A 22,912-nucleotide genomic window follows, 5' to 3' on the forward strand; every position below is an offset into this window, starting at 1 on the left:
ATATATTAAAAATAAGAAGAGTTAAAAAATGGAGGTGAACAATGGTCGCCTTGAAACTATATGGCTAATGGGAGTGGGCCAAAAAAAATCCCCTCCAATCAAATGTTGGAAGGGATCTTGGTGCCCACGACTGGATTCGAACCAGCACGTCCTTACGAACACCACCCCCTCAAGATGGCGTGTCTACCAATTTCACCACGTGGGCGGTTGAAATTTTGGATTGCAAATATAGTTGTTTTGGACAAATGGGTACAATGTAGCCCCCCTTTTTCTGGCTATTTGTACAATAATAGAAAATAGGGCGGCATGCAAAGCGTATTGGGAGGGAAGTTTGATATGGAACTTAAATTTACTATATTGATTGGGTTACCCAAAATCCGAGTAAAGTTTACAATATCATAATCTCTGACCTCTTCTATTTTTATGAAATTTGTATCCAACGATAAGGCCACTCCGGAAAAGCTAGCCAAAATGATCAACCAATCCGATAGGAACGCATTCAACTCTCTATTTGGGATGCTTTGGGAGCCCATGTACATTTATGCATCATCGTTGGTCATGAACGATTCCACTGCCAAAGATCTGGTACAGGAAGTTTGGATCGATTATTGGCAGCGGAGGGAAACCATTGAAGTCCAGAATATCAAATCATATCTCTTCAAGGCCATCCGCTACAAGTGTTACAATGCACTTAGGGACATGAAGTTCAACAAGATCCAGATAGAGGTGGCCCACACCGTCTACATCGATTCCGAAGTGGAAATGGAAGCCGACTTGGCAGATTTGTCCAAACGTATCGATGAAACCATTTCCGGCTTGCCCAAAAGATGTCAGGAAGTTTTCATCCTGAGCCGTGTGAACCACATCAACAACAAAGAGATTGCCGAAAAATTGAACATATCCCAACGCTCGGTGGAAAACCAAATATCATTTGCCCTCCGAAAACTTCGAAAGGAGCTCTCCACTGTTAAGGCATTGTTTTTTTAAATACCCCTCTTTTTTCCTAAAGGTTAACAACACCCTTGGAAGTTTAAGTAAACATTAAAACCCATTGATCGTGTGTGCGTGATGGTGTGTCTATGGTACTTGTATATGAAATGGACGCACAATGACAGAAAAAAAGATCAAGGGATTGATGGAAAAGTACCTGAATGGGACGATCACCAAAAAGGAGGAATCCCTTCTTGAACAGTTTGATGGCAGACTCTTGTCCAAAAACCATAAAGAAGTTTTTAAGGATGAAAGGCACAGAAAACAGATTGAAAGGCAACTGTCCCAAAATATATCCAGGCCCAATAAAAGAATTTCCTTTCCCAAATGGACCAAGATTGCGGCATCGATCACCTTGATGACCGGTCTGGCCTATTTTGTACATAAGGGCACGAAAGTGGAGGAAAAAGTAGAACCCATTGTGGAAATGACAAATACGACCGAATGGGGACAGAAACTGAACCTGACCTTGGCCGATGGTACCCAGATCCGATTGAATTCGGGCAGTACCATAACCTATCCGGACAGGTTTGAAGGGGATGTTCGGGAGGTGGAACTGCAAGGAGAGGCTTTTTTCGATGTGGCCAAAAATCCAGACAAACCCTTTGTCATCAAATCGGGCGAAGTGCTCACCACCGTGTTGGGGACCTCGTTCAACATCAATACCTACCCGGATAGCCAGCAGATAGCCGTGACCGTGGCCACTGGAAAGGTAAAAGTGGCATCCCACGAGAACGAAATCCATTTGGGACCAAATGAACAAGGCGTTTTTGACAAGAAGACCAAGACCATTTCCAAAAAAATGACGGACATCGCCACATTCTTGAACTGGAAGGATGGAATCATACATTTTGAGGACACCAGCCTGGCAAAAGTGGCAGAATCCCTTGAGCGATGGTACGGAGTCACTTTCATCTTCGAAAAGGAGAGCTTGGGTGATTGTCATATCACTGCCAACTTTAACAATGAACTATTGCCAGCGGTATTGGAAAGTATTGTATATGCCAAAAAGGGATTGCGATACGAATTTCTGGAGAACAACAAAATCTTGATAAAAGGAAGATGCACAGACTAAACTGAACCAAACCAACAAACCACGCCTATGACATAGAACAACCAGACAAAAAAACAGCCCATAACACTTTGGCGAGCGAATACAGGCTGTCAGTCCGATGATTACAACTAATTATAACCATTTAAACATGATGTGAAATTATGAATTCACTAACTATTAAACAATTAATCAAGTTGACATTCCACACATTTTGCTACCTCATGATCTTGGCATTGCTGAATCCAGTACTGGCCGCTGATGCCAGGGGGCAGAAATTGGAAAACTACAAGGTGGACCTCACCGTGACCGATGCCACGGTGGTAGAGGTCTTGAAACAGATAGAGGAACAGACCAGCTTCAAGTTTGTGTATGACAGGAAGGTGGGAAGATTGCACAACACTTATGACATTGCCTATCGAAACGTATCGCTACGTTCCATTTTGGAACTGATGGCGAAAGATGCCGACCTTACCTTTAGAAGGATCAACCACACCATCTCCATAGATGTGAAACCACAGTCCCCTACAAGGGTGGTCGAGGTGGCTTTCATCACAGTGACTGGTCAGGTCACGGATGAGAATGGTGTGCCTTTGGCAGGAGCTTCCGTTTTGGAAAAAGGAACAGGAAATGGCACCATTACCGATTTTGACGGTAATTTTTCCATCGACGTGGAAAGCGATGCCGTTCTCCAAATTTCCTATTTGGGGTACAAATCGCAAGAAGTGGCCGTAGGAGGTAGGACTTCCATCAATATCCAATTGGAAGCAGATGCCACCCTTTTGGAAGCTGTGGTCGTAGTTGGGTACGGTACTCAGCGAAAGACAGACGTTACGGGTTCCATTGCCTCTGTGGATAGTGAGGACTTCAACAAAGGGATCGTGATGAACCCGGGACAATTGCTCCAAGGAAAAGTAGCCGGGGTCAATATCTCCAATGTAAGTGGAGAGCCAGGTGCCGCACAGGATGTCATCATCCGTGGTGTGGGCAGTATGCGTTCCGGTACAACCCCCTTGTACGTTATCGATGGTTTTGCGCTGGACAATACCAGCACGGGAGTGCCCACCAACCCATTGAACTTCATCAATCCGCAGGACATTGAGAGCATTGACGTGTTGAAGGATGCCTCTGCGGCAGCTATTTACGGTTCCAGGGCCGCAAATGGGGTCATCGTCATCACCACAAAAAAAGGTAAGGTGGGAAGGACGCAGATGGACCTGAGCGTTTCCACGGGCTTTTCCACTTTGGCGAACAAGGTGGACGTATTCACTGCCGATGAGTTTCGAAGAGGAGTAGTGGCTGCCGGCGGCAACCTGGAAGATGGAGGTGCCAATACAGATTGGCAGGATGCCCTGACCCGAACAGGCTTTTCCAAAAATGTGAACTTTTCCATGAGTGGGGCCAGTGATAAGTTTAGCTATCATGCCTCCTTGGGAGTGAACGACCAACAAGGTATTTTAAGATCTAATGATTTGAAGCGCTATTCAGGGCGTTTGAACCTGACCCAAAAAGCGTTCAATGACCGCTTCAAGGTAGAATTCAATATGACCGCCAGTAGGACGGAGAACGAAAGGGCCGATGCGAGGTCCATTGTGGGTGACATGCTACAGATGAACCCTACTTTGCCACTATATGTAAATGGGGAGCCCAGTCTCTTGGACAATAGGCTCAATCCGTTGGTCCGTGAACAGATATACAGTGACGATGCGTTGAACCACAGGATATTGGCCAACTTGTCGCCATCCATTGAGATTATCAAGGGACTGACCTATAAATTAAACTTGGGTGTGGATTATTCCACCACCAATCGGGATGTACAGTTCATGCCCTTCTCCCAATTGGAAGGCTACCTCTTGGGAACTCTCACCAGTACTTTTACCACCAATAGAAACAGCCTTATCGAAAACACCCTTACCTACGATTACAGCACCGATAGGCACCACCTTACCTTTTTGGCGGGACACACCTATCAAGACACCTATGTGCACCAAAGGGAGTTTGAACTGGAAGGTTTTTCCAACAATGGGATAGATCCCAAATACCAGGACCAGATCAGTGGGGAGAGCAACCAAACCTATATGAACACCTTCGCCACGGAGAACGAACTCCAGTCCTTCTTCGGGAGGATCAACTATGGGTTTGACAACAAATACCTGTTGACCGCGACCATGAGGGCAGATGGTTCTTCCAAGTTTGGGGGCAACAACAAATATGGCTACTTCCCTTCAGTGGCATTGGGTTGGAACATCATGAACGAGGATTTCCTCAGCTCCAATTCGGCTATCAACAATTTGAAGCTAAGGGCCAGTTGGGGTAAGACGGGAAATCAGGAAATCCCATCCAAGATCACCAAGCTCAGCTATACCGATAGCAAGGACAACAACGATTCCTACCCGATCAATGGGGATGAAAGCTCCATCGAGGATTATCCTTATGGCACCATTTTTACCCGTTTGGCCAATCCTGACATTCAGTGGGAGGTTTCCCAGCAGACCAACATAGGTTTGGATTTCGGCTTGTTCAACAATCGCTTGTCCGGTACATTGGATTATTTCAACAAGGTGTCCGAGAACATTTTATTGGAAGTGACTCCGGCGGACCCTATTCAGCCAACGGCCAAATATTGGACCAATATCCCCGGCATGGAAATCAAGAACAATGGTATCGAGTTCGCTTTGGATTACCATAGCGACTACGACAGGGATTTTTCCTATAACATAGGTGGAAACCTGGCCTATACCAAAAATGAAGTGGCCAATTCCCCATATAAGGTCTTGACCACCGGTGCGGCCCAAGGAGCGGGCCAAACAGGCGCGACCATCAATGGAAACATCAACGGGGAGCCCATAGGGTCTTTTTACATGCTCGAATTTTTGGGTATCGGTGACGATGGACTGAGTATCCATTCCGAAGAAAGGAGCGTAGTGGGATCTGCATTGCCCGATCTGATCTACGCCTTCTACCTCAATTTCAAATACAAAAGCTTTGATCTGGGGATGAACTTCAACGGGGTTTCGGGCAACAAGGTGTACAACCACACTGCCATGAGCCAGTTCACCAAGGGACTGTTGGCCTCAAATTTCAACACCACTTCACTGGCTACCCAGTTTCCCAACGAGGACATCACCAATTCAAATACCGTATCAACCCGCTATTTGGAAGACGGGGATTTCCTACGCCTGAACAATGCCACTTTGGGCTATAGTTTAGATCCGGCCTACATCGGATTGGATGGTTTGGTCAATGGTATCCGCTTGTCCGTCACCGGTCAGAACCTTTTCGTGATCACGGATTACAGCGGTTATGATCCAGAGATCAATTCCAACCTGACCATTGATGGCATCCAGACCTTCGGAATTGATTACTTCAACTATCCCAAGACTAGGACCGTTGTATTTGGCTTAAACGTATCATTCTAATCTAAAAAAGATTCATAAAATGAAAAATAAAATCATAATAGCACTTTTCGGTATTGGACTGTTGGCAAATTTTAGCTGCACCGATTTGGAAGAAGATGTGATAGACGAATCCCTGGAAGGAAGTGGGCAGGCCGAAGCCGTGAGCGGTGCCATAGCACCTGCCTATGGCCAAGTAGCCTGGGTGTGGAGGCACACCAATTACTATGGCCTGCAACTGATTGCTGCCGATGAGGCCATTCTGCCCTATCGAGGGGGAGTGGACTGGTACGACGGAGGTAAGTTTTTGGAGGCCCATTCGCATACCATTGCCCCAGGAAACGATCTAGTGGGAAGTTCATGGAACGAAGTCACTAGGAATATTTCCAGGACCCTATCGGCCATCGAAGTATTGCGACCTTTGGCAGAAGCTGGTGATGCCGAAGCAGAAGGCGCATTGTATGAAATGATTGCATTGAGGGCCTATATGAACATGTTGATGCTGGACAGTTGGGGCCTTGTGTTCAAAAAAGAAGTCTCCAGCGAACTCTCCGAGATCCTAAGAGGTGAGGAGGCCATTGATTATATCGAGAGTGAATTCCTGTCGGTAGTGGATGTCATCAACACGAGCAGAGGGCCAGGTAGGATCACGCAGGCAGCGGTCTGGGGCTTTTTGGCACGATTGAACCTCAATAAGGCGGTGTACCGAGACCCCTATGGAACCCCAAATTTTTCAACTGAGGAAATGGACAGGGTGATTGAGTACACGGACAACATCATCAATTCAGGGGCATTTTCCCTATCCCCCGAATATTTTGACCTTTTCAATGATGACAATAACTCCAATCCCGAATTGATTTTTGGAGCAGACCAGCGCGGGGTCATGAACAATGAGCATAGCCGATGGGCCTATTGGTCCTTGGCAGGTTCTTGGTTTCCACGGCCAGAGCACCCAAGTGCGGATGGTACCGATGGTCCGTCCATCACCTCTGATTTTTATCAGACATGGGTCGATGCCTACGGAGGTGAAGACCCGGCAGAGGCCGATGCCCGCTTTTTTATGGAGAACCAGATGATCCCAGAAGAATTGCAAGACTTGACAGGAGTGACCCCTGAAAATGATGAGGACCATTACTATTGCATGTCCGCCGAGGACTTTGAAATCAATAGGGGAATCATTAGGGGAGTCATTTGGGGACCTAGAAAGGACGAAAGCGGAAACTTTTTGACCTGTGATGGAGGCTTCCGTATCTATCCCGTGATACAGACCAAAGGAAATGGACCCGATAAGAACGTGGATTATGTGAACCATACCCTGCAAGTGGACTTCACCAACGAAGGAAGATTGCACCGAAACGGCTACAGGGTTTCCAAGTACCAGTTCAGCCGCACCTCTCCCAATGGGAACAACTACAGCAGCGTGGACCTTGTACTGATGCGTTTGGCGGAGATCTATTTGATGCGTGCTGAGGCCAAGTTGAGAAAAGGGGACAATGCAGGGGCCTTGGCCGACGTGAACTTTTTAAGGGCATCAAGGACCGCCCGTCCCGATCAAACTCCGGAAGCGTTGGGGGCCATTGATTTGGAGATTCTTTATCGCGAACGCGGATTTGAACTCTATTGGGAAGGTTTTAGGCGCACCGACCAGATCCGTTTTGGGCACTACGAGGACACTTGGACGGAAAAAACAGATGCGGATGTGCACCACAGGCTGTTCCCCATTCCACAGAATGCCATTGACGGGGCATCCAATGTACCGGGCTATTTGGAACAGAACGAAGGATATTGATTCTTCAATAATAGTATAGTAAATGCGGCAGGAGGAGTTTTCCGCTTGCCGCATATTTTTTTAAACAACAAAGAAATATGAAGACACTTTGGAAATATACTGCCATGGCCCTTTTGATGGGAGCTGCAGGCTGTACAACAAGTAAAAAGGAAGAAAAGATTTCCGAGCCCAAAGCCGAGGAACCTTTGAGCATCATTTTGATGATAGGTGATGGTATGGGCGTTCCCCAAGTCTCGACCGCTTATTATTTTGGTAACGGTACACCCAACTTTTCGCGGTTCAAGCATATCGGATTGCACAAGACGTCCGACAAGACCCATAGGATCACCGACTCGGCAGCAGGCGCGACCGCCTTTGCCATTGGGGAGAAAACCTATAAACGGGCCATTGGTGTGTCGGTAGATACCATCCCGCAAGAAACCATATTGGAACTGCTTCAAAAACAGGGCTACCAAACGGGACTTATCAGCCTGACGACCATCACCCATGCCACGCCAGCCAGTTTTTATGCCCACGTAAAAGATAGGGACATGCACGAGGAAATCGCTTTGCAATTGACCTCGGCCAAGGTTGATTTTTTGGCAGGTGGCGGAAAAAAGTTCTTCAATAAAAGAGCGGACGGCAAAGATCTTTTTAAGGTCTTGGAGGACGAAAATTATCACTTGGACACCGTTGCACTTTCCAAGACCGATGCAGGAAAAAGAAACGCTTATATTCTTGCTGAAGAAGGTGTACCCTCAAAGACAGAGGGAAGGGGAGAGTTCTTGGGCGATGCCACTGCTTTGGCCCTCGATTATTTTGGACAAAACGGAAAACCATTTTTCCTGATGGTGGAAGGTTCTTATATTGATTGGGGCGGACATGCTGAGGATGCCGAAATGATGGTTTCCGAAGTGCTGGACTTTGATAAGACCTTGGGCACCGTGTTGGATTATATCGAAGCACATCCCAATACGCTGTTGGTGGTCACCGCCGATCATGAAACGGGAGGGGTCAGCATTGGCAAGTTCTACGAGGTGGACGAAAGCACTGGAAGTAAGCGGGAAGTTCCCGAAAAAGTATCGGTCAATTTCAATACCGATCAGCACAGTGGCGAACTGATCCCTGTTTTTGCTGCGGGTCAAGGTGCCGAAAATTTTCAGGGCATCTATGAAAACAACGAAATTTACCATAAGATTCGTCAAGCGATAGCTCAAAAAAAGCCGTAAAATGAAAGGAACAGTACAAACCGCAATACTCGTCATCTGGCTTTTGTGCGCTGGGGTGGCAGTAAATGCCCAGACCAAATACAAGGTCCACTCGCACAACGATTATGCACAGGAACTGCCCTTTTGGTATGCCTACAGCAATGGCGCCGAATCCATTGAGGCCGACCTGTTCCTTCAAAACGACACCCTCTATGTGACCCATGCCCAGAATGAGATAGAAGAGGGAAAAACCTTTGAAAAACTGTACCTGGACAAACTCAGCAGTTTGGAAAAATCAGATGAATTGAGGGAAGTGCAATTGCTCATCGATTTGAAATCGGAGGCATACGGCACCTTGGACAAACTTGTTGAGGTCTTGGAAAACTATCCACTTTTGTTGAAAGGGGGCAAAGTGAAATTTGTGATCTCAGGGAATCGGCCACAAGCTAATGAATACAAAAACTATCCGGATTTTATCTGGTTCGATCACCAAAACTTGGACGAGTTGGACAAGATTGATTTGGATAAAGTGGCCTTGGTCAGTGTGGGTTTCAAAAATTTTTCGGTTTGGAACGGATATGGAAGGATGATTGCTTCGGAACATGAAGCGGTACAGGCAGCCATCCAAAAGGCAAAAGCTGCCGGAAAACCTTTTCGCTTTTGGGCCACGCCCGACACCAAGACGGCATGGGCGCGTTTGGCAAACTTAGGGGTGGACTTCATTAATACGGACAAGCCGGGATTGGCCAAACCCTATTTGGATCAACTCGAAAAAAACACCTTCAAGCTGGAACAACCACAGGAGATATATCAGCCAGAATTTGGATATGATGAGGATTCCAAACCCCAAAACATCATCTTGATGATAGGCGATGGTAACGGATTGGCACAGATCACTTCGGCCATGATCGCCAATAGGGGGGACCTCACCATGACGGGAATAAAGAACATCGGGCTCGTGAGGACCGCCTCCCACGATGACCTGATCACGGATTCCGCTGCCGGAGCTACGGCCATGGCCACAGGACAAAAAACCAATAACAGGGCCATTGGGGTAGGCCCCGATGCGAAGCCACTGACCAATCTCGTGGATGTGGTGGCCGGGAAAGGTTACAACACGGCGATTGTTACCACGGATGCCATATATGGGGCAACTCCTTCCTCTTTTTATGCGCACCGCGTTGAAAGGGATGACACCCCGGGTCTTGTTGCCGATTTGAAGCAAAGTGAATTGGACTTTTTCATGGCAGGGGGCAAAAATGAGGAAACCAACATCAAGGAAGTGTTTTCGACTGCAACTCTTGAAACTTTTGTCAATATGGACAGGAAAACAGCAGTCTATTTGGGAGAGAACAAAGCACCATCCATGGAGGACGGTAGGGGAAATGCCCTTCCCCAGAGTGTGAAAAAAGCCCTGAAAGTATTGGACGGGGCAAAAGAACCTTTTTTCTTGATGGTGGAAGGTGCCCAGATAGACAATGGTGGCCATTCCAACAGTACCCGTGACATTGTACAGGAAATGTTGGATTTTGACCAAGCCATTGCGGAGGCTCTTCGCTTTGCGGATACACATAAAAATACCCTCGTGGTCATAACGGCCGATCATGAAACCTCAGGTTTTGGTATTGTGGGGGGAAGTATGGAAGAAGGTGTGGTGCAGGGCGATTTTTTGACGGTGGACCACACCGGGATCATGGTGCCCCTTTTTGCCTACGGTCCCCAAGCTGATAAGTTCAATGGGGTCTATGAAAACACGGAGGTCTTCCACAAAATCCTCAAGGCATTGGGAATTCGGTAGATCACTTAATACTGATGATTTTGATGCCCAAGCAGCCCAGTGCAGTGCGGGCATTTTTTTATAAAAGAAACCTAGTCTGGGAATAATGCCCCGACCGGGTAAAAACTCCCCGATGTTACGCTATCCATTTTTCTTGAATATATTTATAAAAATCTGATTATTAGATAATTATTGCTTATTCAGAATTGTGGCACATCCTTGGGCATGCCTTTTGCCATTTATCGGGAAAGTAAAAGATCGGTCAAATTTTGGCTTGGTCTGAATGGTGAAAATCAGTAGCGTGTAGCAAATGGAACAGATCAGAAAAGAATACAAGTGGAGCATATGTTCCACCTGTACGTTTTTGTCTTTTTGTGAATTGACGAAGGACAAAAGCAACATCAGTTCATGCAGTGAATACATACACTATATGGACGGACATAAGAAAAAGTCTTTGTTTGAAAGGTCACAAAACAATGTATCCCGAACAAAGAAGGAATTCAACAATTGGTTTTAAACTACAATTATGGTAACAGAAGCACCCAAACAAAAAGTACAGTTGAAACAGGGCATGTTGGACAACGTCATGAGACAGTTCAGCAATGCCGCGGCCATCATAGGCCTTAATTCCAACATTCGAAAAATATTGGAAGTGACGAACAATGAGATATTGGTCCACTTTCCAGTGCGGATGGACAATGGCGAAGTGGAAATATTTACAGGTTATCGCGTTCAGCACAACAATGCCTTGGGTCCGTACAAAGGAGGATTGCGCTATCACCCAACGGTAGATATCGATGCAGCAAGGGCATTGGCCATGTGGATGACCTGGAAGACCTCCTTGGCAGGCCTGCCGTATGGGGGGGCAAAAGGAGGGATACAATTGGACCCTTCCAAATATTCCTTGGCCGAACTGGAAAGGATCACCCGAAGGTTCACCTATGCCTTGGGGGACAATATCGGTCCTGAACTGGATATTCCCGCACCTGATGTGAACACCAACTCGCAGACCATGGCCTGGATCTTGGATACCTATATGTCCACCAAATCCCCGGCAGAGCGATCCACCAATACCCATGTGGTGACGGGAAAACCCATCGGTGCAGGAGGTTCGGAAGGACGGGACAGGGCGACGGGCTATGGTGTTTTCCTTACCATCAAATTTTGGGCGGAACACAATGGGATCGACTTGAAGGGCAAGAGGTTCATTGTCCAAGGATTCGGAAACGTGGGCTATTGGACAGCTTACTTCTTGGAAAATGAAGGGGCAATACTGACCGCTGTACAAGATGCCTACGGAACCATTCACAATGATAATGGTATATCCGTGGAAAATCTTCTGGCCTATTCAAAAGCGAACAAAGGAAGCATCGTTGGCTTTGCAGGAGCCGAGCCTTTGGACAACGGGGAGTTCTTTGCCCTGGATTGTGACATCTGCGTCCCTGCAGCTTTGGGAAACCAGATTACCGTTGAGAATGCAACCAAGATCAAGGCGGCACTCATTGCCGAAGGGGCCAATGGGCCGACCGATGTGGAAGCCGAAGAGATATTGTTGCAAAGGGGCGTCGAGATCCTGCCCGATATATTGTGCAATTCAGGAGGGGTCATCGGAAGTTACTTTGAGTGGTTGCAAAACCGGAGCGGTGAGATCTGGCAATTGGAAGAAGTGATGGCCAAACTGGAAAAGAAGCTCAGGGAGTCCTTCACCAGGGTAATGGAAACTTCCAAAAAAAGAGGTGTTGACAAACGCACGGCAGCTTTTATCATTGCCATACAGCGCCTTGAGGATGCTTATGTACAACGGGGAATTTTCCCATAAACAGATGTCATGAAATACGGAAACCTCATTATAGAAAAAGGGGAATATGTCCTTCTGAAGCGATTGGTGAACCTATCGGCCTATTATGGAGATGAAACACAGCAAAAATCCATAATAAAACTGGCAGGGGAGTTGGAGCATGCACAGATACGGAATGAAGAGGATATGCCAAAGGATGTGATCCGATTCAACACATGGATAACCATAGGGTCCGAAAACGGATGGCACAAAAGGTTCAAATTGGTGTTGCCGAAGAACAGTGACATAACCACCGACAAAATATCCGTACTGGCGCCCATGGGTGCCGCTGTCATCGGTTATGCCGAAGGGGACACGGTGATTTGGGACTTCCCGACCGGGGAGCGACAATTGACCATATTCAAAGTGGAGCAGGAGGAAAACCCGATAAACATTAATGTGACAATATGACCTCAAAATTTTTTAACGGGCATGATGCCGATGACCGCATCATGTTGAGAAAAGACAAAGTGGAGGTGGGCCATTGGACGAAGAGCCTTGAATATATCAATGAGGAACTTGGCCTTTTGCTGGCATTGGAGGATCGTTTTCTGAACGACTCCATGCTCCATGTGGAGCTTTTGGCACTTCAGGGCGAGAATACGAAAAAATCAGGGATAATGTACCGCTACGAAAGCACCATGCGCAATGCTTGGGAGTGTGATGATGTGGCCTGCGACACCTATCACCTGGACAATCATGAAAAGCACCGGGAACTCTATGTGGAACATTTGGAGAGCTACAGGAAATTAAAGTGCAAGGTGTTCTCGCGATTGCTGGCGTGATGCAAAAATTGCCCATTCTTTTTATTGGATTATGAATTTAAATTGTGCAGAGGAGCGATGATGTAGGGTTTTTAAAAGGTAATGGGCACGCCAAGTCTGTGTTGAACAGGCTTGGCTTTTTTTTTGGCACATCAAATAAAATAGGGCATGATTTTCAAAATGGCGGGCTTAAAATGTAATTTTGTTGCCATTACCTTTAAAGTGGAACGTATGGACAAGGATTTGGGACGGTTGCTTTATGACTACCTTCTTCGGACAGGGATGGGCGAGGGTTTGGCTTCTGACCTTAACCTAGTACTTCTGTTGCTGATTGTCCTGATCGTTGCATTTCTTTTGGACCTGTTGGTCTGGAAACTGTTGCGCGCCATATCGGTTCGATTGGCCAGGAGGACCAAGAACAATTTTGACAACTTTTTGGTGACCCACAGAGTGCCCCGCTCCGTGGCACATATATTTCCGCTATTGTTCCTGTTTGAGTTCCTGCCGATGGTATTCGTTGACTTCGAGTATGCAGGAAGCATAGCTTTGAAGATCATCAAGATACTTTTTGTGTTGCAGACACTTGCCGTGTTCCGAAGGTTTTTCAAGAGTACGAAAGATTATTTGAAGACACTGCCACGTTTCAAGGACAAGCCCATCGCCAGTTACATGCAAGTGTTCATGATATTTGCCTGGATTGTGGGGCTGCTCACTGTTTTTGCGATTGTAACCGAAACCACCATCTGGAAGTTCATTACCGCTTTGGGGGCAGCATCGGCAGTGGTCCTGCTCATATTCAAGGATTCCATTTTGGGCTTTGTGGCAAGCATACAGGTAACGATCAATGATATGGTGCGGATAGGGGACTGGATCACCTTCGAAAAGTATGGGGCCGATGGGGACGTGATCGAGATCACATTGGCCACTGTGAAGGTCCAGAATTTTGACAAGACCATCACCACCATTCCCACTTATGCCCTGATATCCGATTCCTTCAAAAACTGGAGGGGTATGCAGGTTTCAGGTGGGAGGCGCATCAAACGGGCATTGATCATCCGCCAAAAGAGCATCCGTTTTTTGACCCAAGAGGATGTGGAAGCGTTGAAAAAAATCCAATTGGTCACCGATTACCTATCCCAAAGAAGTGAGCAAATCAATGCACATAACCGCGACCATGGGGCCAATAAGGAACTTTTGGTCAATGGGAGGAACCTGACCAATTTTGGAGTGTTCCGAAAATATGTGACCAATTACCTGGAAAAACATTCGGCAATCAACAAGAGCATGACCCTTATGGTGCGCCAGTTGGAACCTACCCCACATGGGATACCTTTGGAGATTTATGCCTTCAGCGCCGACAAGCGTTGGGAAAACTATGAATATGTGATGGCGGATATCTTTGACCACCTCTTGGCCGCCCTTCCCTATTTTTCACTTGAAATATCTGAACTGCCCGTATACCTTGATGGGAGGAAATAGCAGGTTTCAATATGGGTACCTCTGGACCTGTTTCTGATTACTTGTTGATGCATCGATGTTGTACGCCTTTATTTTTCACTAATCAAGATGGTAGATTTCCATGACATTTTTCAAGATCTTGTCAAAATCGATTTCCAGATCGATCAGTTTGCCTGAGTGTATGTCAAAAACCCAACCGTGGACCGTAATCCCTCTTTCTCTGTTGGCTCGCTGTACTTCTGCCGTTTTGATGACATTTATACATTGTTCCTGGACATTGAGTTCAACAAGCCGCTTGTACTTTAGCTCTTCGTCATCAATGGAGTTCAGTTCCACTCTATGGGTCCGGTATACGTCTCTAATGTTTCTCAGCCAGGGATTTAGGATCCCCAAATCTTTTGACTGCATTGCCGCCTTGATCCCACCACAATAATAATGGCCACAGACCACCACATGGTTCACTTTTAAATGAAGAACCGCATAATCGATGACGGACATTGCGCTCAGATCCGTATTGGGTACCATGTTGGCAATGTTTCTGTGCACAAAAGCCTCACCGGGCGAAACCCCCATGATTTCTTCGGCAGTTACCCGGCTATCGGAACAACCGATGTAAAGTATGTCTGGGTTTTGCCCTTCCGATAGGTCCTTGAAATAGTTGGGGTCTATGTTCAGTTTACTTTGAACCCATTTTTGATTGTTCTTGAAAATTTGTTTGATATTCATGGTTTGTTTCGACTTTTATAAATGTAGTAATTTTCATTGGACCATGACATCAGGTTGGATGTAGCACGTGTCGCCAACAGGGAGTAGGGCAAGCCAAATGGATTAAAAAGGAAAAAATCTTGACCAATCTGTGATTGTCAAGATTTTCCGTTTTTTTCGTGACTAATGGCCGGAGCTCGAACTTTTGTTCTTATGTCCAATGTTTATCAGTATCCTGTAAATGTTCACATTCAGTGTTGACGATTTGTGAACTCTTTTAAACCATATTATATCAAATTAAATGATATGGTAAAAAATGCAAAATCCTGTAAATTTATTGATTTACAGGATTTTGATATTGAATGGTACCTTAAAAAGTGACCTGGCCGGGGCTCGAACCCGGGACCCTTTCATTAAAAGTGAAATGCTCTACCAACTGAGCTACCAGGTCATTTTAAAAACGCCTAGCTGTTTTGCTAAGCGGGTGCAAATATAACATCAATAATCTATTTTACAAAGGTGAATTAATGATAAATTTGTGTTTTTTTGAAAACGCAAACGATTACAGCAAATGAAAATAGTTTTGATGGGATATATGGCAAGCGGAAAGTCAACCGTTGGGAAGTTGTTGGCCAGACAATTAGGTACAGGCTTCATCGATTTGGACGATTTTATAGAAGCACACGAAAAAAAATCCATCAAGACCATTTTTTTGGAGAAAGGCGAGATCTATTTCAGAAAATTGGAGCATGAAATGCTGTCCAAGGTCTTGGATGAAAATCCATCCATTGTGCTTTCGACCGGCGGGGGAACCCCTTGCTACGGGAACAACATGCAGACCATCTTGGAAAAAGCCGACCATTCCATATACCTCCAATTGCCCATTCCCGAACTGGTGGACAGGATATCAAAGGAAAAAGAACAAAGGCCTCTGGTAAGGAATATAGCCGATGCCGATCTGCCCGAATTCATAGGAAAACACCTTTTTGAACGCATACCTTACTATTCCCTCGCGACCCATGTATTGGATTGTAGCCGAAAGGATGTGGAGACCGTGGTAAAGGAAATAGGGGAGTTACTCTAGGTACACCGCATCGTTTTTGGTCTCGAACACCACTTTGATGTGTTCATTGAGCGATGTGGATAGGGAAATGCCCTTAAAATCGGCCTTAATGGGGTATTTTTTATGGTTCCTGTTGACCAGGACCGCAGTTTTCAACTGTTTTATAGGGGTTTTGAGAAAATGGTGCGTACCATAGATCAGGGTGGTCCCCGAGTTCAGCACATCGTCCACCAAAACAATGGATTTGTCCGTGTAGGTGTCTTCTGAAATGGAAGTGGACACTCCACTTTTCAAGGGGTCTTTCTTGTCCATGTCCATTTTGCACAATACAATCTCCGCATCAGTGATCTTTTTCAACATGGCCACAATTTTCTTGGCAAAATTGACCCCACCGCCATTGATCCCGGCCACCACGATCATTTTTTCGTCCACATTGGTCTCATAGATCTGATAGGCAATGCGCTTAACGATGTGTTGGATTTGTTCGTGGGTAAGAATGCGGTTTTTCATGTCGTTGATTGTTGTACCAAAGATATGAAACAGATCATTCAGATTCGTCCAAATAATCGTCCATGTCCCTTCGGTCCTTTTTGGTGGGCCGGCCCAGCCCCTTTTTCCTGTAATGGGTCTTGGCAAACTGCAGCAGTTCGTTATGCTCAAAAGCCTCTTTAGGGGTGGTGTCCTTGCGGTAGATGTCCACCAATTTTGCCCCTACACGGCTCTCCGGAATGTCCAGAACGGTGAGGTTGTAGTCGATTTGGTCCTTTCTCAGAACAATTTGGTCCATGGGATACACCTCCCGGGAAGGTTTCACCACAGTGCCGTTCACTTTGATCTGCCCTTTTTTCACCGCGGTGGAGGCAAGGTTACGGGTTTTGTAGTATCTGGTGCACCAAAGGTACTTGTCTATGCGCATGGTCTTTGCAAATGTTTGTTAATGGACGGAACAAAAATAATTGAAAATTGTATCTTGCGCAGCTAAATGACAAACTTGATGAGGTACGGAACTATTGTTTCTTTGGTTTTCGCTTTAGCACTTTTTTCTTGTAAAAATGACGATAATGGCTCAGGTATCACAGAAGTGCCACCCAAGTTGTTGAGCGAGGTATCACCGGAGGACGACGCCGAGATTGTGGAATTCTTGAACACCCACTTTTACAATTACGAAGACTTTGATAACCAACCTGAAGGTTTTGATTACAGGATCATGATCGACACCATAGCAGGGGAAAATGCAGACAAGACACCGATGATGGAGTTTGCCCAATCGGTCACTATCAATCTTTCATCGAGTCAGCTAAGCCTTAGTGCGGGAGAAGAGAATGTGCCGCACAAGTTGTACTACATAGAGGTTCAGGAAGGAGGAGCGGAGCGGAGCCCAACTTATGCTGATTCCACTTTGATCAAGTACCAAGGGTCATTATTGAATGGGACGATATTTGATGAAAGTCAAGATTACGTATGGTTTGAATTGCCCAGTTCGGTCAGGGGATTTGCCAATGGTATTGCCCAGTTGAAATCAGGAACCCCCGATCAGGTGATTGAGAATGCTGATGGTACCTATTCCATTGCCAATAGTGGAAAAGGTATTTTGATCATACCTTCTGGTCTGGGATATTTCAATAGTTCACGCACATTGATTCCCTTATATTCCGTTCTGTTGTTCAAGGTTGAATTGGGCTTGTATGTGGAGGATACCGATAGTGATAATGACGGGGTTCCTTCTATTGAGGAGGATTTGAACGGAAACGGTTTCATGTTCGATGATGATACCGATGAGGATGGCCTCCCCAATTTCAGAGACATTGATGATGATGGAGATGGTGTTCTAACCCGAAGGGAGATAACCGATGACAATGGTGTCATCATACTTCCCTATCCTGATGCCGATAAAGACGGAGTGCCAGATTTCTTGGATCCGGATACCAAATAATAAGACATAAAAAAATCCCGCTCACATGAGCGGGATTTTTTTATGCTTTTCAAGAAACAAGTTTTACAGTTTCAAGGAGAGGGCAAAGATGACCTGCGAAGGCCTGGAATCTACCCTGCCATCTGGAATATCGATGATCTCGGCCTCATTTTTGGAGAAACCGCGCTCGTAACGAACATCCAGTCCAAGTTTTCCAAGATTCACCCCGACACCTGCATTCAGTCCCACGGTAAAGTCGTTCTTCACATCCTCGACTTCAAGACCTTCAAGGTCATTTTTCAAGGTATATTGGAAAGCGGGACCAGCAAAAACATGCAATGGACCTATCAATTTATAGCCCAAAAGCACGGGCAAATCCAATTTGGAGATGTCATAATCCTGTGAGCTACCCTCTACATCGTAGGAGCTCTTGGTCTTGGAATATACCAGTTCGGGTCTCAGGTAGATTTTAGGAAAATCCAACTTTCCCCAAAAACCAAAGTGGTAACCCGCTTTGCCCTCGGCACCTTCCACAATGTCCTGCCCGCCTTCGGCTACGGAACTGATCAAATCTCCGTTCTTGTTGTACGATAATCCGGCCTTGATACCGAATCCTGAGCCACTCTGGGCCATTGCAGCAGACCCGATAAGGGCAAATACTGCTACTAGAAGTGTTTTTTTCATAAGTGTCATTTTAAAAGGTTGAGATACCCCAAAAGGAGGTATCTGAAACTATTTACGTTTCAACACCCTTAAAACGGCTTTTTCGATGGCTTTATTGTTGAGACCGTACTTCTCCATCAGTTGTTCCGGTGTTCCACTTTCGCCAAAAGTATCCTGTGTGGCCACAAATTCCTGAGGGGTAGGATGATGCGAAGCCAACGTGCGGGCAACACTCTCTCCAAGTCCACCCAAATAATTGTGTTCCTCTGCGGTCACCACACATCCTGTCTTCTTCGCGGAGTCCAAAATAGCTTTTTCGTCCAATGGTTTGATGGTGTGTATGTTGATCACTTCCGCAGAAATACCTTGGTTTTCGAGACTCTCTGCAGCCAAAAGGGCTTCCCATACCAAATGCCCGGTGGCAATGATGGTCACATCGGTTCCCTCGTTCAGCATAAGGGCCTTCCCGATCTCGAACTTTTGGTCGACAGGGGTGAAGTTGGCCACTTTTGGTCTTCCAAATCGAAGATAGACCGGGCCATGGTGCTCGGCAATGGCCAATGTGGCAGCCTTGGTCTGGTTAAAGTCACATGGATTGATGACAGTCATGCCCGGTAACATTTTCATCAGGCCGATATCTTCCAAGATCTGGTGCGTGGCCCCGTCCTCTCCTAAAGTGAGTCCGGCATGCGAAGCACAGATTTTTACATTCTTGTCCGAATAGGCGATGGATTGGCGGATCTGATCATAGACCCTTCCTGTGGCAAAATTGGCAAAGGAAGAGGCAAATGGAATCTTTCCCCCAATGGTAAGGCCGGCCGCAATGCCCATCATGTTGGCCTCGGCAATCCCAACTTGGAAGAAACGTTCGGGGTTTTCCTCGATGAAGGTCTCAATCTTCAATGATCCCACTAAATCTGCACAAAGGGCCACCACATTGGGGTTGGTCCTGCCCAGCTCTGTCATTCCCGCGCCAAATCCGCTACGGGTGTCCTGTTTTCCTTGATCTGTATATTTGGTCATCGTATCTTTTTCTGAATTAATAATCGCCTAAGGTTTCGGGGTTTTGTGCCAATGCGTTGGCCAATTGCTCGTCGTTTGGCGCTTTGCCGTGCCATGCATGGGTGTGCATCATAAAGTCCACTCCGTTGCCCATTTCCGTGGTCATCACGATACAAACAGGTTTTCCTTTTCCGGTCCTGCTTTTGGCCTCTTTTAGCCCAGCTATGACCTGATCTAGATCGTTGCCGTTTTCTATGTGCATCACATCCCATCCAAAGGCCCTGAACTTTTCACCGACATCGCCCAACGGAAGTACATTTTCCGTAGCCCCATCAATTTGCTGTCCGTTTCTATCCACTGTGGCGATGAGGTTGTCCACCTTGTTTCCTGCGGCATACATGATGGCTTCCCAATTTTGACCTTCCTGCAGTTCCCCATCTCCATGAAGACTGAAGACCAAATGATCGTCGCCGTTCAATTTTTTGGCCAATGCCGCCCCAATGGCAACGGACATGCCCTGTCCCAAAGATCCTGATGCAACACGCACGCCGGGCAATCCTTCATGGGTGGTCGGGTGTCCTTGCAATCTGGAATTGATCAACCTAAAAGTGCCCAGTTCCTCAATTGGAAAATAGCCCCTTCGGGCCAGAACGCTGTAAAATACAGGCGAGATGTGTCCGTTGGAAAGGAAGAAAAGATCTTCTCCCTTGCCATCCATATCAAATCCTTCCTTTAGATCCATGATCTCGTTGTAGAGGGCCACAAAAAATTCGGTACAGCCCAAAGATCCCCCGGGATGCCCGGAATTCACTTTGTGGACCATTCGCAAAATGTCCCTCCTGACCTGAACCACCAGGTCTTGCAATTCTTCAGTATTCGGCATTGTGTTTGTTTTAGGATATCAAAAATAACCGCATTCCTTCGGCTAAACAAGTGTAAAAGAATTATTTCACAAAAAGTGCCGCCCTGCAAACTTTATTTTTTTGTTAAGGGATTGCGGAAAGGAGTTGGCTATATTTGCGGTCTTAAAAGATAACCGTTTGAAGTTTACCTTACTACAGAAGGACAGTAAAAGCAAGGCAAGGGCAGGGGAGATCACCACTGACCACGGCACCATTCAGACCCCCATTTTTATGCCGGTGGGCACAGTGGCCTCGGTAAAAGGGGTGCACCAACGGGAACTGCGGGACGATATCAATCCGGACATCATTTTGGGGAATACCTATCATTTATACCTGCGGCCAGGGACCGGAATCTTGGAAGAGGCCGGGGGTCTGCACAAGTTCATGGGATGGGACCGGAATATCCTGACCGATAGCGGGGGCTACCAAGTGTATTCCCTTTCCGGCAACAGGAAAATCAAAGAGGAAGGGGTCAAGTTCAAATCCCATATCGATGGTTCCAACCACTTTTTCACCCCAGAAAATGTCATGGAGATCCAGCGCACCATAGGTGCGGACATCATCATGGCCTTTGACGAATGTACACCTTATCCTTGTGACTACCAATATGCCAAGCGTTCCATGCACCTTACCCACAGATGGCTGGACCGCTGTATCTCGCATCTGGAAAAGTTGCCGTTCAAATATGGGTATTCCCAAAGTTTTTTCCCCATAGTACAAGGGTCCACCTATAAGGATTTACGAAAACAATCCGCAGAATATATCGCTTCGGTGGGCGCTGAGGGCAATGCCATTGGCGGACTGTCCGTAGGGGAACCAGCAGAGGAAATGTACGAAATGGCAGAATTGGTATGCGATATTTTGCCAGAAGACAAACCAAGATACCTTATGGGTGTGGGAACGCCCATCAATATATTGGAGAACATAGCTTTGGGAGTGGATATGTTCGATTGTGTGATGCCCACTCGAAATGCAAGGAACGGGATGTTGTTCACGGCGCACGGTACCATCAACATCAAGAACAAAAAGTGGGAAAACGATTTTTCACCCTTGGATGAAATGGGGATCACCTATGTGGACACCGAATATTCCAAGGCCTACCTAAGACACTTGTTCGCGGCCAATGAATATTTGGGCAAACAGATAGCCACCATTCACAACCTTGGATTTTATCTGTGGTTGGTGCGTACGGCAAGAGAACGTATTTTAGCAGGGGATTTCCAGGAGTGGAAAACCAAGATGGTACAACAAATGGACAAGAGACTGTAATGCTTACCATACTTGATAGGTACATATTAAAGCGCTATTTGATCACCTTTATGGGCATGCTCCTGCTTTTTGTGCCCATTGGTATCATGGCAAACTTAGCGGAGAAGATCGGTAAGATCATAGACAACGAGGCCCCTTTGTCCGAGGTCATTGTCTTTTATGGGAACTTTACCTTGGTGATCGGAAACCTGTTACTCCCCATTTTTCTTTTCCTTTCCATTATATTCTTTACTTCAAAATTGGCCAGTAATACGGAGATCGTGGCCATTTTGAGTTCAGGGGTGTCCTATTGGCGTTTTTTGAGACCTTATTTTATAGGTGCCACACTGGTGGCCATCCTGATCTTTATGATGGGGATGTTCATTGTGCCCCATGCCAGTATCGGTTTCAATGAATTTGAATACAAATATTTCAAGAAGGGACGGAACGATCGGGTCACGGAAAACATTTTCAACCAGTTGAACGAGAGCGATTATATCTATGTCAGCAGTTTTGACCCCAACCGTAAAATAGGGTATAACTTCACTTACGAACATTTTGATTCCATCCAACAGTTGGATTATAAGATTTCCGCCAGCAACATCCGATGGGTGGACACCGATAGCGTCTACAGGCTCACCAATTATGTGAACCGAAAGGTAAGGAACGGGGTGGAACTCATCCAGACCAAGAGCAGGCTGGATACCATTTTTGCATTTGAGATAGACGACCTCACGCCGGTTTCTTATGTGGCGGAGACCAAAAACCTTTTTGAACTCAATGATTTTATCGATGACCAACGAAGAAAGGGTGCATCCAATATCAATGCCTACGTGCTGGTAAAGTATAAGCGTTGGGCACTGCCCATTGCGGCCTTTATCCTCACGGTGATAGCCGTTGCCGTTTCCTCCGTGAAAAGAAGAGGGGGCATGGGCCTCAATCTGGCCTTTGGGATAGGGGTGGCCTTTGTGTATATTTTCTTTGACAAAGTCTTTGGCACGCTGGCCGAACAGTCTGGATTTTCACCGCTGTTGGCAGTGCTCATCCCCAACCTTATTTTTGGTGTCTTTGCGGTTTACATGCTGATGAAGGCCAAACGATGATGGTCAAAATAGCTTATGTGCTTGGCGTTAAAAGCATTGGAGAATTGGCACGGGTAATCTATAAAG

20 protein-coding genes and 2 tRNA genes are annotated in these 22,912 nt (G+C 46.3%); 14 read left to right on the top strand and 8 right to left on the bottom strand.

The features are described 5' to 3' along the window. Positions 1-118: 118 nt before the first annotated feature. Positions 119-205, bottom strand: a tRNA-Leu gene (locus FOT42_RS15565). Positions 206-423: 218 nt separating this feature from the next. On the opposite strand from FOT42_RS15565, the gene FOT42_RS15570 reads away from it, so the two are divergent. From FOT42_RS15570 to FOT42_RS15620, 10 genes are all read left to right on the top strand, one after another. Then, the gene (locus FOT42_RS15570; protein ID WP_151891444.1) at positions 424-987 is read left to right on the top strand and encodes an RNA polymerase sigma-70 factor; all 564 of its coding nucleotides are present in this window, start codon (positions 424-426) and stop codon (positions 985-987) included. A 121-nt stretch (positions 988-1,108) separates the two neighbouring features. Then, positions 1,109-2,065, top strand: coding sequence for a FecR family protein (locus tag FOT42_RS15575; RefSeq protein ID WP_151891445.1), 957 nt, complete (start codon positions 1,109-1,111; stop codon positions 2,063-2,065). A 173-nt stretch (positions 2,066-2,238) separates the two neighbouring features. After that, positions 2,239-5,460: a SusC/RagA family TonB-linked outer membrane protein gene (locus FOT42_RS15580; protein WP_226789919.1), complete on the top strand. Its 3,222-nt coding sequence runs from the start codon at positions 2,239-2,241 to the stop codon at positions 5,458-5,460. A 19-nt stretch (positions 5,461-5,479) separates the two neighbouring features. Further along, on the top strand, positions 5,480-7,225 hold the full coding sequence (locus FOT42_RS15585) for a RagB/SusD family nutrient uptake outer membrane protein (protein WP_151891447.1): 1,746 nt from the start codon (positions 5,480-5,482) through the stop codon (positions 7,223-7,225). A gap of 77 nt (positions 7,226-7,302) precedes the next feature. Continuing rightward, positions 7,303-8,433 carry an alkaline phosphatase gene (locus FOT42_RS15590; protein WP_151891448.1) on the top strand — a complete coding sequence of 377 codons (1,131 nt, stop codon included), beginning with the start codon at positions 7,303-7,305 and terminating at the stop codon, positions 8,431-8,433. Between the two features lies 1 nt (position 8,434). Continuing rightward, positions 8,435-10,210 carry an alkaline phosphatase gene (locus FOT42_RS15595; RefSeq protein WP_151891449.1) on the top strand — a complete coding sequence of 592 codons (1,776 nt, stop codon included), beginning with the start codon at positions 8,435-8,437 and terminating at the stop codon, positions 10,208-10,210. A gap of 505 nt (positions 10,211-10,715) precedes the next feature. Beyond that, positions 10,716-12,008, top strand: a complete 1,293-nt coding sequence (locus FOT42_RS15605; protein ID WP_151891451.1) for a Glu/Leu/Phe/Val family dehydrogenase — start codon at positions 10,716-10,718, stop codon at positions 12,006-12,008. Positions 12,009-12,017: 9 nt separating this feature from the next. Next, positions 12,018-12,437 carry a GreA/GreB family elongation factor gene (locus FOT42_RS15610; RefSeq protein WP_151891452.1) on the top strand — a complete coding sequence of 140 codons (420 nt, stop codon included), beginning with the start codon at positions 12,018-12,020 and terminating at the stop codon, positions 12,435-12,437. Beyond that, positions 12,434-12,811 carry a hypothetical protein gene (locus tag FOT42_RS15615; protein ID WP_151891453.1) on the top strand — a complete coding sequence of 126 codons (378 nt, stop codon included), beginning with the start codon at positions 12,434-12,436 and terminating at the stop codon, positions 12,809-12,811. The genes FOT42_RS15610 and FOT42_RS15615 overlap by 4 nt, the downstream gene beginning before the upstream one ends. 210 nt (positions 12,812-13,021) lie before the next feature. Next, entirely contained in the window at positions 13,022-14,269 is a 1,248-nt protein-coding gene (locus tag FOT42_RS15620; protein ID WP_151891473.1) for a mechanosensitive ion channel family protein, read from the top strand. Positions 14,270-14,347: 78 nt separating this feature from the next. Here FOT42_RS15620 and FOT42_RS15625 read toward each other — a convergent pair whose 3' ends face one another. Together FOT42_RS15625 and FOT42_RS15630 are read right to left on the bottom strand one after the other, a co-directional pair. Further along, a complete protein-coding gene (locus FOT42_RS15625) occupies positions 14,348-14,974 on the bottom strand; it encodes a carbonic anhydrase (RefSeq protein WP_151891454.1) in 627 nt (208 codons plus the stop codon). Positions 14,975-15,331: 357 nt separating this feature from the next. Next, positions 15,332-15,404: transfer RNA gene (locus tag FOT42_RS15630), tRNA-Lys, on the bottom strand. Positions 15,405-15,524: 120 nt separating this feature from the next. Between FOT42_RS15630 and FOT42_RS15635 the strand changes: the two genes are divergently transcribed. Continuing rightward, on the top strand, positions 15,525-16,037 hold the full coding sequence (locus tag FOT42_RS15635) for a shikimate kinase (protein ID WP_151891455.1): 513 nt from the start codon (positions 15,525-15,527) through the stop codon (positions 16,035-16,037). On the opposite strand, the gene FOT42_RS15640 is transcribed toward FOT42_RS15635, so the two are convergent. Together FOT42_RS15640 and FOT42_RS15645 are read right to left on the bottom strand one after the other, a co-directional pair. Next, positions 16,029-16,526 carry a phosphoribosyltransferase family protein gene (locus FOT42_RS15640; protein ID WP_151891456.1) on the bottom strand — a complete coding sequence of 166 codons (498 nt, stop codon included), beginning with the start codon at positions 16,524-16,526 and terminating at the stop codon, positions 16,029-16,031. The two genes, FOT42_RS15635 and FOT42_RS15640, sit on opposite strands and share 9 nt — an antisense overlap. A 34-nt stretch (positions 16,527-16,560) precedes the next feature. Beyond that, a complete protein-coding gene (locus FOT42_RS15645) occupies positions 16,561-16,932 on the bottom strand; it encodes an RNA-binding S4 domain-containing protein (protein ID WP_151891457.1) in 372 nt (123 codons plus the stop codon). Between the two features lie 78 nt (positions 16,933-17,010). On the opposite strand from FOT42_RS15645, the gene FOT42_RS15650 reads away from it, so the two are divergent. Continuing rightward, a complete protein-coding gene (locus tag FOT42_RS15650; protein WP_151891458.1) occupies positions 17,011-17,949 on the top strand; it encodes an FKBP-type peptidyl-prolyl cis-trans isomerase in 939 nt (312 codons plus the stop codon). 63 nt (positions 17,950-18,012) lie between these two features. On the opposite strand, the gene FOT42_RS15655 is transcribed toward FOT42_RS15650, so the two are convergent. Genes FOT42_RS15655 through FOT42_RS15665 form a run of 3 tightly spaced genes read right to left on the bottom strand, consistent with a single transcriptional unit; the run spans position 18,013 to position 20,476 of the window. After that, on the bottom strand, positions 18,013-18,612 hold the full coding sequence (locus FOT42_RS15655) for an outer membrane beta-barrel protein (protein ID WP_151891459.1): 600 nt from the start codon (positions 18,610-18,612) through the stop codon (positions 18,013-18,015). A gap of 48 nt (positions 18,613-18,660) precedes the next feature. Then, positions 18,661-19,614, bottom strand: a complete 954-nt coding sequence (locus FOT42_RS15660; protein WP_151891460.1) for a transketolase family protein — start codon at positions 19,612-19,614, stop codon at positions 18,661-18,663. Between the two features lie 16 nt (positions 19,615-19,630). Next, on the bottom strand, positions 19,631-20,476 hold the full coding sequence (locus FOT42_RS15665; RefSeq protein ID WP_151891461.1) for a transketolase: 846 nt from the start codon (positions 20,474-20,476) through the stop codon (positions 19,631-19,633). Positions 20,477-20,633: 157 nt separating this feature from the next. Here FOT42_RS15665 and tgt point away from each other — a divergent pair, with 157 nt between their 5' ends. After that, complete coding sequence (gene tgt, locus FOT42_RS15670) at positions 20,634-21,764, top strand: tRNA guanosine(34) transglycosylase Tgt (RefSeq protein ID WP_151891462.1); 1,131 nt, start codon at positions 20,634-20,636, stop codon at positions 21,762-21,764. After that, the gene (locus FOT42_RS15675; RefSeq protein ID WP_151891463.1) at positions 21,764-22,846 is read left to right on the top strand and encodes an LptF/LptG family permease; all 1,083 of its coding nucleotides are present in this window, start codon (positions 21,764-21,766) and stop codon (positions 22,844-22,846) included. The genes tgt and FOT42_RS15675 overlap by 1 nt, the downstream gene beginning before the upstream one ends. Positions 22,847-22,912: the final 66 nt, after the last annotated feature.

Origin of the sequence: Flagellimonas hadalis, from assembly GCF_007785775.2 — a bacterium.
Classification (GTDB): domain Bacteria; phylum Bacteroidota; class Bacteroidia; order Flavobacteriales; family Flavobacteriaceae; genus Flagellimonas; species Flagellimonas hadalis.